This is a genomic window from Mycobacterium sp. (assembly GCF_004298145.1).
Lineage (GTDB): Bacteria > Actinomycetota > Actinomycetes > Mycobacteriales > Mycobacteriaceae > Mycobacterium.
This window is the reverse complement of sequence record NZ_SCRH01000048.1, coordinates 20,754-33,955: the sequence shown is the minus strand read 5'-3', so window position 1 is coordinate 33,955 and position 13,202 is coordinate 20,754. Positions and strand designations below refer to the sequence as shown.

Sequence of the window (13,202 nt, the reverse complement as noted above, 5' to 3'; positions counted from 1 at the left end):
GTCTACACGGTGCCCAGCGGGTCGATGGTCCACGCGATATAGACCATTGCCGCCCCGACCGCCGCGGTGGTGATGAAGTCGATTCCCTTGCCGCGCACCACCAGTAGGCCGGCCCGTTCCTCGGACAGCACCAATCGCAACAGCGCGGCCACGCCCACTCCGATGCCGATCAACAACGAACCGCGACGCCAGAAGTTGGCCCCCACCAGGGCCAGCGCCGTGGCAAAGATCAAGCCCACCAACAGGATCGGCCATTGGGCGCGCAGCACGGTCCGCGCGGTCATTCCCGCTCGGCCAGCTCGACAACGTTGGTCAGCAGGAACGCGCGGGTCAACGGGCCCACACCACCGGGGTTGGGTGACACGTGGCCGGCCACATCCCACACATCGGGGTGCACGTCGCCGACGAGTCCGTCTTCCGTCCGGCTGACCCCCACGTCGAGCACCGCGGCACCGGGACGCACCATGTCGGCGGTCAGCAGGTGTGGGACCCCGACGGCGGCGACGATGATGTCGGCCTGCCTGGTCAACGCCGGCAGGTCGCGAGTTCCGGTGTGACACAACGTCACCGTGGCGTTCTCGGAACGGCGGGTCAGCAGCAGCCCCAACGGGCGACCGACCGTCACACCGCGGCCGATCACGACCACGTGCGCCCCGGCGATCTCGACATCGTAGCGGCGCAGCAGGTGCACGATGCCGCGCGGCGTACACGGCAGCGGGGCCGGGTTGTTGAGCACCAGCCGGCCCAAATTCGTCGGGTGCAGCCCGTCGGCGTCCTTGTTCGGGTCGACGCGCTCGAGCGCCGCGTTCTCATCCAGGTGCTTGGGCAGCGGCAACTGCACGATGTAACCCGTGCAGTCGGGGTTGGCGTTCAGCTCGTCGATGGTGTCGTTGAGCGTGGCGGTGCTGGTGTCGGCGGCCAGGTCGCGGCGGATCGAGGTGATCCCGACCTTGGCGCAGTCGGCGTGCTTGCCCCGCACGTAAGCCTGCGAGCCCGGGTCCTCGCCCACCAGGATGGTGCCCAAGCCGGGGGTGCGTCCCGATGCCGTCAACGCGGCCACCCGCTCTTTGAGGTCGACGAAGATCTCGTCGCGGGTGGCCTTGCCGTCCAGCGTGATTGCTCCCACGCTGACAGTCTGGCAGATATCGATGATGGCGACCCGCCACGCCCGGCTTCGCCGCGCTTGCGATCGCCAGGTGCCCAATGATGGCGACCCGCCACGCCCGGCTTCGCCGCGCTTGCGATCGCCATTAGGCTCCCGGTATGTCTAGTGCTCCGGACGTGTTCAGCCCCGCGAAGCTCGGTCCGATAACGCTGCGCAACCGCACCATCAAGTCCGCCACGTTCGAGGCGCGCACGCCGGACGCGCTGGTGACCGAGGACCTCATCGAATTCCACCGGCTGCCGGCGGCCGGCGGGGTCGGCATGACGACCGTCGCCTACTGCGCCGTCTCCCCCGGCGGCCGCACCGAGGGCAACGGGATCTGGATGCGGCCGGAGGCGGTGCCCGGGTTCCGCCGGCTCACCAACGCGATCCACGCCGAGGGCGCCGCCGTCAGCGCCCAGATCGGCCACGCCGGCCCGGTGGCCAACGCCAAGTCCAACAAGGCCAAGGCCCTGGCGCCGGTCCGCTTCTTCAACCCGATCGGAATGCGGTTCGCCAAGAAGGCAACCCGCGAGGACATCGACGCGGTCATCGCCGGGCACGCCAACGCCGCGCAGCTGGCCATCGAAGCCGGATTCGACGCCGTCGAAATCCATCTGGGCCACAACTATCTGGCGAGTTCGTTCCTGTCCCCACTGATCAATCGCCGCGACGACGAGTTCGGCGGATCGCTGCAGAACCGGGCGAAGGTCGCCCGCGGCATGGTGATGGCCGTTCGGCGTGCGGTGGAAAAGGAAGGCACACCGATCGCGGTGACCGCCAAGCTGAACATGGCCGACGGCGTTCGCGGCGGCATCAGCACCGAGGAATCGCTGACCACCGCCAAGTGGCTGGAGGAGGATGGCGGGCTGGACGCGATCGAACTGACCGCGGGCAGCTCACTGGTCAATCCGATGTACCTGTTTCGCGGCGACGCGCCTATCAAGGAGTTCGCCGGCGCGTTCAAGCCGCCGCTGCGCTGGGGCATGCGCATGACCGGCAAGAAGTTCCTGCGCGAATACCCCTACCGCGAGGCCTATCTATTGCGCGACGCCAAGCTGTTCCGCGCCGAGCTGAAAATGCCGTTGATCCTGCTCGGCGGCATCACCAACCGGGAGACGATGGAACTGGCGATGGCGGAGGGATTCGAGTTCGTCGCGATGGCCCGGGCGTTGCTGGCCGAGCCGGATCTGATCAACCGGATCGCCGCCGACGACGCCCAGCATCGGGTGCACTCGGCGTGCACGCACTGCAATCGGTGCATGCCCACGATCTACAGCCGAACCCACTGCGTGGTCACGGGCGCACCCGACGCCGTCGGCGCTCCAGGCTGATCCACAGGGCTGCAAGCTACAGTTGTGGCGATGTCAGCACCAGCCCCGCCAGCGCTAACCGTCCATCACGAAGGATCGGAGCATACCTTCGCGGCGGGCCACGATGTGGTCGTCGGACGCGATCTGCGAGCCGACATGCGCATCACGCACCCCCTGATTTCGCGCGCCCACCTGTTGCTGCGTTTCGATCAGGGCAAGTGGCTGGCCATCGACAACGGTTCGCTCAACGGAACTTTCGTCAACGGCCGGCGCGTGCCGGTTGTCGAGATCCACGACGGGCAAACCCTCAACATCGGAAACCCGGACGGGCCGCTGCTGACGTTCGACGTCGGGCGTCACCAGGGGATGGCCGGGCGTCCGCCCAAGACCGAATCGATGGGTATCCCGATGGCGGCCGTGGCGTGGTCGGCGCAACCGGCCCCGCCCGTCGCCGCTCCGCCCGGCCCGCCACCCCCGGCCGGGCGCACACCCAACTGGGCGGCCCCGCCGAGGCGACCGCAGCCCGCACCGGCGCACCGGCCCGGCCCCCCGGGGCAAACCATGTACGGCGGTGGTGGTGGGCGGCCGCCGGCCTACCCGCCCGCCGCGCCGCCGCCCCCGCTGCACCACGCCCCGCCGGTGCCGCAGATGCCGGCCCGCGGCTCGATGGCCCCTGCGGTGATCCCGCACACGCACTCGGCGCGCGCCTCCGCCAAGCCGCCCGAGGTGGCGAACCTGGCGACGAAGATGTTCCACGCGCTGTTGCCGTCGCGGTCCGGCGCGATCCGGCAGCCGGCCGGTTCGCAAACCATCGGCCGGGCCACCGACAACGACATCGTCATCCAGGACGTGCTGGCCTCACGCCACCACGCGTTTTTGATCCAGACGCCGCTGGGCACCGAGATCCGCGACGCGCACAGCGTGAACGGCACCTTCGTCAACGGCGTCCGGGTCGGTTCGGCGGTGCTGACCGAGGACGACGTGGTCACCATCGGAAACGTCGACCTGGTGTTCACCGGCGACAGCCTGGTCCGGCGCACCGAGGCGGCCACGCGGACCGGCGGGCTGGAGGTCAACTCCGTCTGCTACACCGTCGACCACGGCAAGCAGCTGCTCGACCACATCTCGGTGACCGCCCGGCCCGGGACGCTGACGGCCATCATCGGCGGTTCGGGCGCCGGGAAGACCACGCTGTCGCGGCTGATCGTCGGCTACACCAGCCCCACGTCGGGCACGGTGACGTTCGAGGGCCACAACATCCACACCGAGTACGCCTCCATGCGCAGCAGGATCGGGATGGTCCCGCAGGACGACGTGGTCCACCGCCAGCTCACGGTCAACCAGGCCCTGAACTACGCCGCCGAACTGCGCCTGCCACCCGACACCAGCAAAGAGGAACGGGCCCGCGTCGTCGCTCAGGTGCTCGAGGAACTCGACATGACCCAGCACGCCGACACCCGGGTGGACAAGCTCTCGGGCGGCCAGCGCAAACGCGCCTCGGTCGCCCTCGAGCTGCTCACCCAGCCGTCGCTGCTGCTCCTCGACGAGCCGACGTCCGGTCTGGACCCGGCGCTGGACCGTCAGGTCATGCTGATGCTGCGCCAGCTCGCCGACGCGGGCCGCGTGGTGCTGGTCGTGACCCACTCGGTGTCCTACCTGGAGGTGTGCGATCAGATCCTGCTGATCGCGCCGGGCGGCAAGACCGCGTTCTGCGGTCCGCCCGACCAGGTCGAGACCGCCATGGGCACCCGCAACTGGGCTGACATTTTCGCCAAGGTGGGTGCCGACCCGGACGAGGCCAACCGGCGCTTCAAGGAGCGCGACCAGCGATCGCAGCGGCCACCGAGTCCGCAGAGTCCCGCGGATCTGGGCGAGCCGCCCCGAGCCGACCTGTGGCGGCAGCTGTCCACGATCGCCCGCCGCCAGGTCCGCCTGGTCGTGTCCGACCGTGGGTACACGATCTTCCTGGCGATCCTTCCGTTCCTCATCGGCGCGTTGTCGCTGACGGTGAAGGGCCCGCATCCCGGCCTCGGGCCGGCCGACCCGATGGGCCCTGCGCCCACGCAGCCGCAGTACATCATGGTGCTGTTGAACATCGGTGCCGTCTTCATGGGCACCGCGCTGACCATCCGGGATCTCATCGGCGAGCGCGCCATCTTCCGGCGAGAGCAGGCCGTCGGCCTGTCCACCACCGCCTATCTGCTGGCGAAGATCGCGGTGTTCTGCGTGTTCGCGACCGCCCAGGCCGCGGTGGCGACCACCATCGTGCGGCTGGGCAAGGGGGCGCCGACGGCAGATCCCCCGTTCTTCGGCAACTCCACCTTCTCGCTGTTCGTCACCGTGGCGGGCACCTGTGTGGCGTCGGCGATGCTCGGCCTGCTGTTGTCGGCGTTGGCGCAGTCCAATGAGCAGATCATGCCGCTGCTCGTGGTGTCGATCATGTCGCAGCTGGTGTTCTCCAGCGGGATGATCCCGGTCTACCAGCGGATTGGCCTCGAACAGCTGGCGTGGCTGACGCCTGCGCGTTGGGGGTACGCCGCGGGGGCGTCGTCGATCGACTTCCCGGCGCTGGTGAAGGTCAAGCAGATCCCGCTCAACGACCCGATTTGGCAGCACTCCAAACACATCTTCATCTTCGACATGGCCATGCTCATGCTGCTGTCGATCGGTTACACCGGCTTCGTCCGCTGGCACATCCGGCTGAAACGCTGAGGCCGGAGCGCGAGCCGCGAACTCAAACCTGGATGCGATGACCCGACCTGCCCAGCCCGTGCTGACGGCTCGATCCGAGCGCTCCGAGGGCAGCTTTGCCGCGGGCCGCGACGCGGTCGTCGGCAGCGATCTGCGGGCCGACTTGCGGGTGGCGCACCCGTTGATCGCCCGCGCACACGTGCTGCTGCGCTTCGATCGGGGCCGGTGGCTGGCGGTTGACAACAACACGCTGAACGGGGTTTACCTCGACGGCCAGCGGGTGCCGGTCGTCGACATCCACGACGGCCAGACCATCAACATCGGCAAGCCCGACGGCCCGCGGATCACCTTCGAGGTGGGCCGGCCAGCGGCACGCTCGTCGCGACGCGGAGATGCCCAGCGCGCCGCACCTCCACCATCGGCCGGCATGGCCGGCGGTGACACCGGGGAATTTCCCACCACGCGGGTCGCGGTCCCGGGGCCCGAATCCGGTCGCCTGCCGGTGCCCGGGCGGACCGCGTGGATCGGGCGCGCGCTCAACAACGACGTCGTCGTGAACGACGTGCTGGCCTCCCGCCATCACGCCTTCTTGATCCCGACGCCGGCCGGCGCCGAGATCCGCGACGCGAACAGCAGCAACGGCACCTTCGTCAACGGCGTCAGGGTCGGGTCGGCGGCGCTGTCCGACGGCGACGTGGTCACGATCGGGAACGTCGACCTGGTGCTGCGCGGCGGCGTGCTGGTTCGCCGCCAGGAGGCGGCGAGCCACGCCGGCGGCCTCGAGGTGCGCGAGGTCAACTTCGGCATCGGTGGCAAGAGCCTGCTGGAACGGATCTCGCTGACCGCTCGTCCCGGTACCTTGACCGCGCTGATCGGCGGGTCCGGCGCGGGCAAGACCACACTGTCGCGGCTGATCGCCGGGTACGCGACCCCGACTTCGGGCTCGGTCACCTTCGAGGGCCACGACATCCACACCGAGTACGCGCCGCTGCGCACCCGCATCGGGATGGTCCCCCAGGACGACGTCGTGCACCGTCAGCTCACGGTCAGCCAGGCGCTCGGCTACGCCGCCGAGCTGCGCCTGCCGCCGGACACCAGCAAGGCCGATCGCGCCCAGGTCGTCGCGCAGGTTCTCGACGAGCTGGGCTTGACCGAACACGCGAACACCCGAGTCGACAAGCTGTCCGGGGGGCAGCGTAAGCGCGCGTCGGTGGCGCTGGAGTTGCTCACCGGGCCGTCGCTGCTGATCCTCGACGAACCGACGTCGGGCCTGGACCCGGCGCTGGATCTGCAGGTCATGACCATGCTGCGGCAACTCGCCGACGCCGGCCGCGTCGTGCTGGTGGTGACGCACTCGTTGACCTACCTCGACATCTGCGACCAGGTGCTGCTGATGGCGCCGGGCGGCAAGACGGCGTTCCTGGGCCCGCCCGGCCAGATCGGCGCGGCCATGGGAACCACCAACTGGGCGCGCATCTTCGCCAAGGTGGGCGCCGACCCGGACGAGGCGAATCGCCGCTTCCGGGCCCGAACGGAAGCGGCGAACAGACCGCCACCGCCGAGGCGGACCCAGGCGCCGGCCGCGCTGGGCACGCCGGCGCAGACCAGCAAGCGCCGCCAGTTCTCCACGATCGCCCGCCGCCAGGTCCGGCTGGTCGTGGCCGACCGCGCCTACTTCGTGTTCCTGGCGGTGCTGCCGTTCGTCATGGGTGCACTGTCGCTGACCGTCCCCGGCAGCGCCGGTTTCGGCTATGCCGATCCGGCAAGCGAATCGGGGGGCGAGGCCGGGATGATCCTGAGCTTGCTCACCATGGCCGCCGCGTTCATGGGAACCGCGCTGACCATCCGCGACCTCGTCGGGGAGCGGCCGATCTTCCGGCGGGAACAGGCGGTCGGCCTGTCGACCACGGCCTACCTGCTGGCCAAGGTCGCGGTGTTCTGCGCGTTCGCCGTCGTCCAGGCGGCCATCGCCACCACCATCGTGGTGCTGGGCAAGGGAAAGCCGACACGACCGGCGGTGCTGCTCGGTGACGCCACCGTCGAGCTGTTCGTGGCCGTGGCGGCGACGTGCGTGGCCGCGGCGATGCTCGGGCTGCTGCTCTCGGCGCTGGCCCGCACAGGCGAGCAGGTCATGCCGCTGCTGGTGGTGTCCCTGATGATGCAGATGGTGCTCTCCGGCGGCATGGTGCCGGTCACCGACCGGATCTTTCTCGACCAGCTGTCCTGGCTGGTGCCGTCGCGGTGGGGGTACGCCGCGCAGGGGTCGACCGTTGACCTGTGGGCGGTGTCGCCCGGCCCGCAAAGCCCCCGGGACAGCCATTTCCAGCACACACCCGCGGCCTGGCTGCTCGACATGGGCATGCTCGCGGTGCTCTCGGTCGGCTACGCCGCGCTGGTGCGCTGGCGCATCCGGCTCAGGCGCTGAGCGATCAGGCCTCGCCGCCGAGCCGCAACCCGTGCGCCAGCGCGAAGGCCACGGCCTGATCGACGTCGACGCGGGCACCGGTCAGCGACGCGGTCGTCCACAACCCGGGGTCGATGACGGCGCCCCGCAGATCGGCGCCGTCCAGCCGGGCCCCGACGGTCCGCGCGCCGCGCAGGTCCGCGCCGCGCAGCACGGTCTTGCGCAGGTCGGCCTCCACCAGGCTGGTCTCCCGCAGCCGGCAGCCGCTGAAGTCGACGCCCCGAAGGTCGATGCCGGCGAGCACGGCGAGCGTGAAATCCACCTCGTCGAATGTGATCGGCCGGAGCCGGCACTGCACGAACACCGACCCCAGCATGGAGCATTGGGCAAAAGAGCTGTGCCACAACGACGTCCGGTGGAAGGTGCAGTTGCGGAAGGCCGAACCGCGATGTCGCGACTCGGCCAGGTCGGCGCCGCTGAAATTGCATTCGGTGAACACGGCCCGCTCGGTCTGCAACCGGCTCAGGTCCTCGTCGGTGAAGTCGTGGCCTGCGAAGTCGCACGCGGTGACGGTCGACCCGCCGCGTAACTCGGTCAATTGGGCGTCAGGCTGGCCAGAGCGTATTCGCTGACCGCGATGAGGGCGTCGGTCGCCGACCGGCGATCCCGGGCGTCGACCGTGATCACCGGAATGTGCGGGGGCAAGGTCAGCGCTTCGCGCACTTCGGCAACCGGGTAGCGCGGAGCGCCGTCGAACTCGTTGACCGCGACCAGGAACGGCAGGTTTCGGTGCTCGAAGAAGTCGACGGCGGCGAAGCTGTCCTGCAGGCGCCGGCAGTCGACCAGCACCACCGCACCGATCGCGCCGCGGACCAGGTCGTCCCACATGAACCAGAAGCGGCGCTGCCCCGGGGTGCCGAAGAGGTAGAGCACGAGGTCTTCGGCCAGCGTGATCCGGCCGAAGTCCATCGCGACGGTGGTGGTCCGCTTGTCCGGGGTGGCCTCGAGCGCGTCGACGGCGGTCGAGGCGTCGGTGAGCATCGCCTCGGTGCGCAGTGGCATGATCTCCGACACCGCCCCGACGAACGTGGTCTTGCCGGCCCCGAATCCGCCGGCGATCACGATCTTCGTCGACGCGTGGGCGCCGGAGTCGGGCTGCGCTTCAGAGTGCGCGTAAGCCACGCAGGGTCCTTCCTATGAGTTCGTGGCGCTCATCGGAGGTCGAACGCTCGGACAAAGTTCTATGCACCCGAAGGTAACCGGACAGGACCAGATCCCCGACCAGGACGCGCGCGACGCCGAGCGGCAGGTCCAGGCGCGCCGAGATTTCGGCCACCGACGGGCTTGGCGGGCCCTGGCCGCACAGCCGGATGATTCTGCCGCGCGCATCGTTGGGCGGCCACCGGTGGGTCAGGCCGGCCTGCAGGCTCTGGATCGGCGCCTCCAGGGGCAGCTCGACGTTGGTGTCGGTCCGCCCCGACGTCAGGGTGTACGGGCGGACCAGGTTCCCCTTACGGTGCGCGGGCCAGGTCTCGGGGGTTTCCATCGCGGCTCACGAGTGCGCAGCGGACCGGCGGGTCGGCTGCACCACGCCCCCCACCCGTTCGACGAGGACGGCCATCTCGTAGCCGATCTGACCGATGTCGCACGACGTCACGGCCAGCGTCGCCAGATGCGAGCCATCGCCGACGCGCATCAACAACAGGTAGCCGTTGGCCATCTCGACCACCGACTGCAGCACCTGCCCGCCCTCGAACAACTGCGCGGCGCCCGTCGCCAGGCTGGCCAGCCCGGAGGCCACGGCGGCCAGCTGGTCGGCGCGTTCACGGGGCAGGTGCTCGCTGGCGGCGATGGGCAGCCCGTCGACGGACACCAGCAGCGCGTGCGCGACGCCGGGCACCTCGCGGGCGAACCTGGTCACCAGCCAGTCCAGGGACCCGCCGGAGAAATTGTCGGGTGACGTCATTGTTGGTCGGGTCCTTCACTACTTTCACGATCCGTCTCACGGGCGTGTGAACGTCCGGTGCGCACGCCACCGAAATGGTTGCTGAACGAGGCGCGCACCGCCTCGGGGTCCCGGGTGACGGCCGCGTGCTGCGGCTCCCGGTGCGACGGCGACCTGCCATTGAGGCCGTGCTCGGGCTCGTCGGTTTCGGTCCGACCGGTTCCGTTCGCGCCGCCGGGCACCAGCCGGGCGCCGGGAGTGCGGACCGGCAGGCCGTGGTCGGTGGTCTGCGACTCGACGGGCTTGTCCTCGGCCGCAGCCGCCAGGGTCCAGCCGCGGTCCCAGACCGACTGCCAATCGAGGTCGGGGCTGTTGACCAGGTCATGCGGATCGCCCAGCATCTCCGAGAGCATCCGCCGGTAGATGACGTCATCGTCGGCCGCCAGGCCGGCGGGCTCGTCCTGCCGGGGTTCCCGGGACCGGGCGGCGAAGAAGGCCGAGGTGTCCGATGCCGCCCGGACCGGTTGGGCCGGAGCCGGTTTGGGCTCGCACGCCGCGGGCTCGGGCGCCGCCGGCTCGCGCGCCGCCGGCGCGGGCTCGGCCGGCCCGGGAGCCGGCGCGGCCTTGGGCGCGTCTTCCCACCACGGGGTCGCCAGCTCACGGCGCCGCCGCGGGGGCTGTTGTTCGGCAGGCGGGGCGGGGACTTCGGTGATGCCGCTGGAACCCGGATTGCGGCGCGGCAACAGGGTGACCGACGGCCCGGCCGCGTCCGGGGCGCTGCGGGCCGCCGGCTCTTGCCTGCCGGCCCGCCGCCCGGCGTCGTCGGCGGCCGCGGGCGTGGTGATCGCGCCGGCGAGTTTGACGCTCGGCGACGACACCGCCCGGATATGCCGGGGCGCAGCCGATTCCACCGCGTTCAGCCCGGTGAGCACCGTGGGCGGCAGGTAGATCTCGGCGGTGGTGCCCGAGCCCGACTCGTTGGCCGCCGGGCCACGCAGCCCCACCCGCATGCCGTGCCGGGCCGCGATCCGGCCGACCACGAAAAGACCCATGTGGCGGGCGTTGTCGGGGCTGACGTCGCCGCCGGCCTGCAACCGCATGTTGGCGATGCGCCGGTCGGCGTCGTTCATTCCCAGTCCGCAGTCGGCGATCCGCACCACGACTCCCGCTTGGGGATCTGAGCCGCCGCGGGACGCCGACACCCGCGCCGACGTCGCCGGCGGCGAGTAGCGCAGGGCGTTGTCGATCAGCTCGGCGAACAGATGGATGGCGCCGCCCGCGGCCGCGCCGGCCAGCGCGCACTCGGGCAGCCCGGCGATCTCGACGCGGCGGTAGTCCTCGACCTCGGACACCGCGGCGTTGATCACCGTCGCCAGCGGCACCGGGTCGCGCTGGTCGCGTGCGAGCTGCGCGCCGGCCAGCACCAGCAGGTTGGCACTGTTGCGGCGCAGCCGGGCCGCCAGGTGGTCCAGCCGGAACAGGCTGTCCAGGCGATCAGGATTCTCTTCGTTGCGCTCCAGCCGGTCGATGAGCGCCAGCTGCTGGTCGACCAGCGACCGGCTGCGCCGCGACATGGTCTCGAACATGTCGTTGACCAGCAGCCGCAACCGCGCCTCGTCGCCGGCCAGCAGCAGGGCCTGGGTGTGCAGTTCGTCGACGGCGTGGGCGACCTGGCCGATCTCCTCGGTGGTGTACACCGGCAGCGGGGTCGGAACCGGTTCGGCCCCACCGGCTTTCACGCGGGCGATCTCTTCCTCGAGATCGGTGTGGGCGACTTTGAGCGCACCGTCGCGCAGGATGCGCAGCGGCCGCACCAGCGCGCGCGCCACCAGGAGCACCACGATCAGCGCGATGACGATCGCGGCCAAAACCACAACGCTGTCCAGGATCGCGGCGCCGCGCCGATCGGCGGCCTGTGCATGCACCGACTTGGTCACCGAGGCGGTGACGTTCGTGATGACCTGTTCGGCGATGTCGTCGGTGGTTTGTATGGATCGCAGCAGCTCGGTGTTGTCGACGAGCACGCTGGCCGGATCGGACATGATCGCCATCCGGCTCACCATCTGCTGTTGCAGTGTCTTGGCCTCCGGCGACCCGGCCCCGAGCACTTCGCTCATGCCGAACAGCGTCGACGGTTCGGTGCCCGCCAGGGTGGCCATCGAGGTACGCAGCTGGGGCTCGGGCAGGTCGGCCCCACGGGTGACCAGGATTTTCTGCATCGTCATCTGCCCGCGCGCGCCGACCGCCCGGCTCAACCCCTGCGCCTGGGCGCGGATCTGCTCGTTGTCCACGCGCACCGACGCGTTGATGACGTCTTCGGCCGTCAACAGGATCGGCGCGTAGAGAGTCACCCGCTCCCGTAAACCGAGACCGTTGTCAGCCACCTTGTTCACCAGCATCTGACCTCCGTCGAGCAGGGTGTTCACCCCGGACCGGACGTCGTCGGTGACGTCGGTGTCGGCCAGCCTGCTCTCCAGTTCGAATTTGCGTGCCTCGTAGTTCTTCTTGGCGCCCTCGACGTCGCGTCCGGCGGAGCCGGCCTGCAGCGCGACATCCAAAGCCGACATATATTTCGTGATCACCGGAACCACGTCGGCGCGGGTGGCGGCCAGCCGCAGACCCGCCGAGCTGGCCATCGCGGTGTGGATGCGAAGCACACCGAAAACCGTCGCCAATATCAGCGGCACCAGCACGATCGCCAGCACCTTCCAGCCGACCGGCCAGTTGCCCAGCGACCAGGCCGGCGGGCGTTTGGCGGTGTCGGTGGCGCGGATCGGTGCGGGCCGGGGGGCGTCCGCCTCGGCCGGCGCGGCCGGGCGGGTGAACATGGTCACGTCATCGCGGCCGCGCGACCGGCCGCTGCGCTGACGCGAGGCGCTGAACGAAACGAGAGACTCATGAAACTTCCTGCTTTATTTCCACCCGCCCCGCGCCAGATAGGCGCGCGCGTGTAAGTGTGGCAATCCGACGAGTATGACAGCCCGCGGCCCAGCCCACCAGAATCGTTACTGAGCAGACAGGTCCCTCCAAGGTGGTGCCGCGCGCCCACGGTCACCCCTGGCAAACACCGGGATCGCGAAAAACCGCGACAAACTCAAGCGGGCCGAAGAACCGCGACCAGGAAGTCGGAATCGTCGGTGAACGGGCGCACATCCCAGGTGGAAAGCAGCACATCGATCGCGAACCCCGCGTCGACCGCGTCGCCCAGAAACACCTCGAAGTCATAGTCGCGGCCGGCCCCGAAGCCGATCGCCGCGCGCCCGTCGGCGGCGACGTGGGCGCGGAGCCGCCTGAGCACCTGGACCCGGGTGCTCGGGGCCAGGAACGTCATGACGTTGCCGGCGGAGACGATGATGTCGAACGGTTCGGCGATGCCGCGCGCGGGCAGGTCAAGTTCGGCGAGGTCACCGACCAGCCAGTGCGGGCCGGGGTGATCCTGCTCGGCCGCTTCGATGAGCGCCGGGTCGACGTCCACGCCGACCACCTGGTGGCCGGCCGCGGCCAGGAACCCGCCCAACCGGCCGGGCCCACACCCGGCGTCGAGAATGCGGGCGCCGCGGGGCGCCATGGCGTCCACGAAGCGGGCCTCGCCGGCCAGGTCGTCACCCGCACGGGCCATGGCCCGGAATCGTTCGATATACCAATGCGAATGCCCGGGATCGGCGGCGACCTTCTGCATCCAAATGCTCTGTTCGACCATGCGAC

11 protein-coding genes are annotated in these 13,202 nt (G+C 70.0%); 3 read left to right on the top strand and 8 right to left on the bottom strand.

Features of this window, described 5'->3' with window-relative positions; translation table 11 throughout:
* Positions 1-2 precede the first annotated feature (2 nt).
* Both EPN51_RS21080 and EPN51_RS21075 read right to left on the bottom strand, forming a co-directional pair.
* Positions 3-284 (bottom strand): DUF3017 domain-containing protein, encoded by a 282-nt coding sequence (locus EPN51_RS21080; protein WP_293046461.1) that lies wholly within the window; start codon positions 282-284, stop codon positions 3-5.
* Positions 281-1,126, bottom strand: coding sequence for a bifunctional methylenetetrahydrofolate dehydrogenase/methenyltetrahydrofolate cyclohydrolase (locus EPN51_RS21075; RefSeq protein WP_293046460.1), 846 nt, complete (start codon positions 1,124-1,126; stop codon positions 281-283). The genes EPN51_RS21080 and EPN51_RS21075 overlap by 4 nt, the downstream gene beginning before the upstream one ends.
* Before the next feature lie 137 nt (positions 1,127-1,263).
* Between EPN51_RS21075 and EPN51_RS21070 the strand changes: the two genes are divergently transcribed.
* From EPN51_RS21070 to EPN51_RS21060, 3 genes are read left to right on the top strand one after another with little or no spacing between them, the layout of a single operon-like run.
* On the top strand, positions 1,264-2,478 hold the full coding sequence (locus tag EPN51_RS21070; RefSeq protein WP_293046458.1) for an NADH:flavin oxidoreductase: 1,215 nt from the start codon (positions 1,264-1,266) through the stop codon (positions 2,476-2,478).
* 30 nt (positions 2,479-2,508) lie between these two features.
* The gene (locus EPN51_RS21065) at positions 2,509-5,169 is read left to right on the top strand and encodes an FHA domain-containing protein (protein WP_293046457.1); all 2,661 of its coding nucleotides are present in this window, start codon (positions 2,509-2,511) and stop codon (positions 5,167-5,169) included.
* A gap of 37 nt (positions 5,170-5,206) precedes the next feature.
* Complete coding sequence (locus tag EPN51_RS21060; RefSeq protein ID WP_293046455.1) at positions 5,207-7,573, top strand: ATP-binding cassette domain-containing protein; 2,367 nt, start codon at positions 5,207-5,209, stop codon at positions 7,571-7,573.
* Positions 7,574-7,577: 4 nt separating this feature from the next.
* Here EPN51_RS21060 and EPN51_RS21055 read toward each other — a convergent pair whose 3' ends face one another.
* The 6 genes from EPN51_RS21055 to EPN51_RS21030 form a co-directional block, all read right to left on the bottom strand.
* A complete protein-coding gene (locus EPN51_RS21055) occupies positions 7,578-8,150 on the bottom strand; it encodes a pentapeptide repeat-containing protein (protein WP_293046453.1) in 573 nt (190 codons plus the stop codon).
* Complete coding sequence (locus tag EPN51_RS21050) at positions 8,147-8,734, bottom strand: ATP/GTP-binding protein (RefSeq protein WP_293046452.1); 588 nt, start codon at positions 8,732-8,734, stop codon at positions 8,147-8,149. Before EPN51_RS21050 ends, EPN51_RS21055 begins: the two co-directional genes overlap by 4 nt.
* The gene (locus EPN51_RS21045; RefSeq protein ID WP_293046450.1) at positions 8,715-9,098 is read right to left on the bottom strand and encodes a DUF742 domain-containing protein; all 384 of its coding nucleotides are present in this window, start codon (positions 9,096-9,098) and stop codon (positions 8,715-8,717) included. The genes EPN51_RS21050 and EPN51_RS21045 overlap by 20 nt, the downstream gene beginning before the upstream one ends.
* A 6-nt stretch (positions 9,099-9,104) precedes the next feature.
* Complete coding sequence (locus tag EPN51_RS21040; protein WP_293046449.1) at positions 9,105-9,518, bottom strand: roadblock/LC7 domain-containing protein; 414 nt, start codon at positions 9,516-9,518, stop codon at positions 9,105-9,107.
* The gene (locus EPN51_RS21035; protein WP_293046447.1) at positions 9,515-12,325 is read right to left on the bottom strand and encodes an ATP-binding protein; all 2,811 of its coding nucleotides are present in this window, start codon (positions 12,323-12,325) and stop codon (positions 9,515-9,517) included. Before EPN51_RS21035 ends, EPN51_RS21040 begins: the two co-directional genes overlap by 4 nt.
* A 266-nt stretch (positions 12,326-12,591) precedes the next feature.
* Complete coding sequence (locus EPN51_RS21030) at positions 12,592-13,197, bottom strand: class I SAM-dependent methyltransferase (protein WP_293046446.1); 606 nt, start codon at positions 13,195-13,197, stop codon at positions 12,592-12,594.
* Positions 13,198-13,202 lie beyond the last annotated feature (5 nt).

Bases quoted from the DNA above. Each gene is read 5' to 3' on its own strand.
- EPN51_RS21045 (WP_293046450.1), bottom strand. From the start codon at position 9,098: ATGGAAACCCCCGAGACCTGGCCCGCGCACCGTAAGGGGAACCTGGTC.
- EPN51_RS21080 (WP_293046461.1), bottom strand. From the start codon at position 284: ATGACCGCGCGGACCGTGCTGCGCGCCCAATGGCCGATCCTGTTGGTG.
- EPN51_RS21065 (WP_293046457.1), top strand. From the start codon at position 2,509: ATGTCAGCACCAGCCCCGCCAGCGCTAACCGTCCATCACGAAGGATCG.
- EPN51_RS21040 (WP_293046449.1), bottom strand. From the start codon at position 9,518: ATGACGTCACCCGACAATTTCTCCGGCGGGTCCCTGGACTGGCTGGTG.
- EPN51_RS21030 (WP_293046446.1), bottom strand. From the start codon at position 13,197: ATGGTCGAACAGAGCATTTGGATGCAGAAGGTCGCCGCCGATCCCGGG.
- EPN51_RS21060 (WP_293046455.1), top strand. From the start codon at position 5,207: ATGACCCGACCTGCCCAGCCCGTGCTGACGGCTCGATCCGAGCGCTCC.
- EPN51_RS21035 (WP_293046447.1), bottom strand. From the start codon at position 12,325: ATGTTCACCCGCCCGGCCGCGCCGGCCGAGGCGGACGCCCCCCGGCCC.
- EPN51_RS21070 (WP_293046458.1), top strand. From the start codon at position 1,264: ATGTCTAGTGCTCCGGACGTGTTCAGCCCCGCGAAGCTCGGTCCGATA.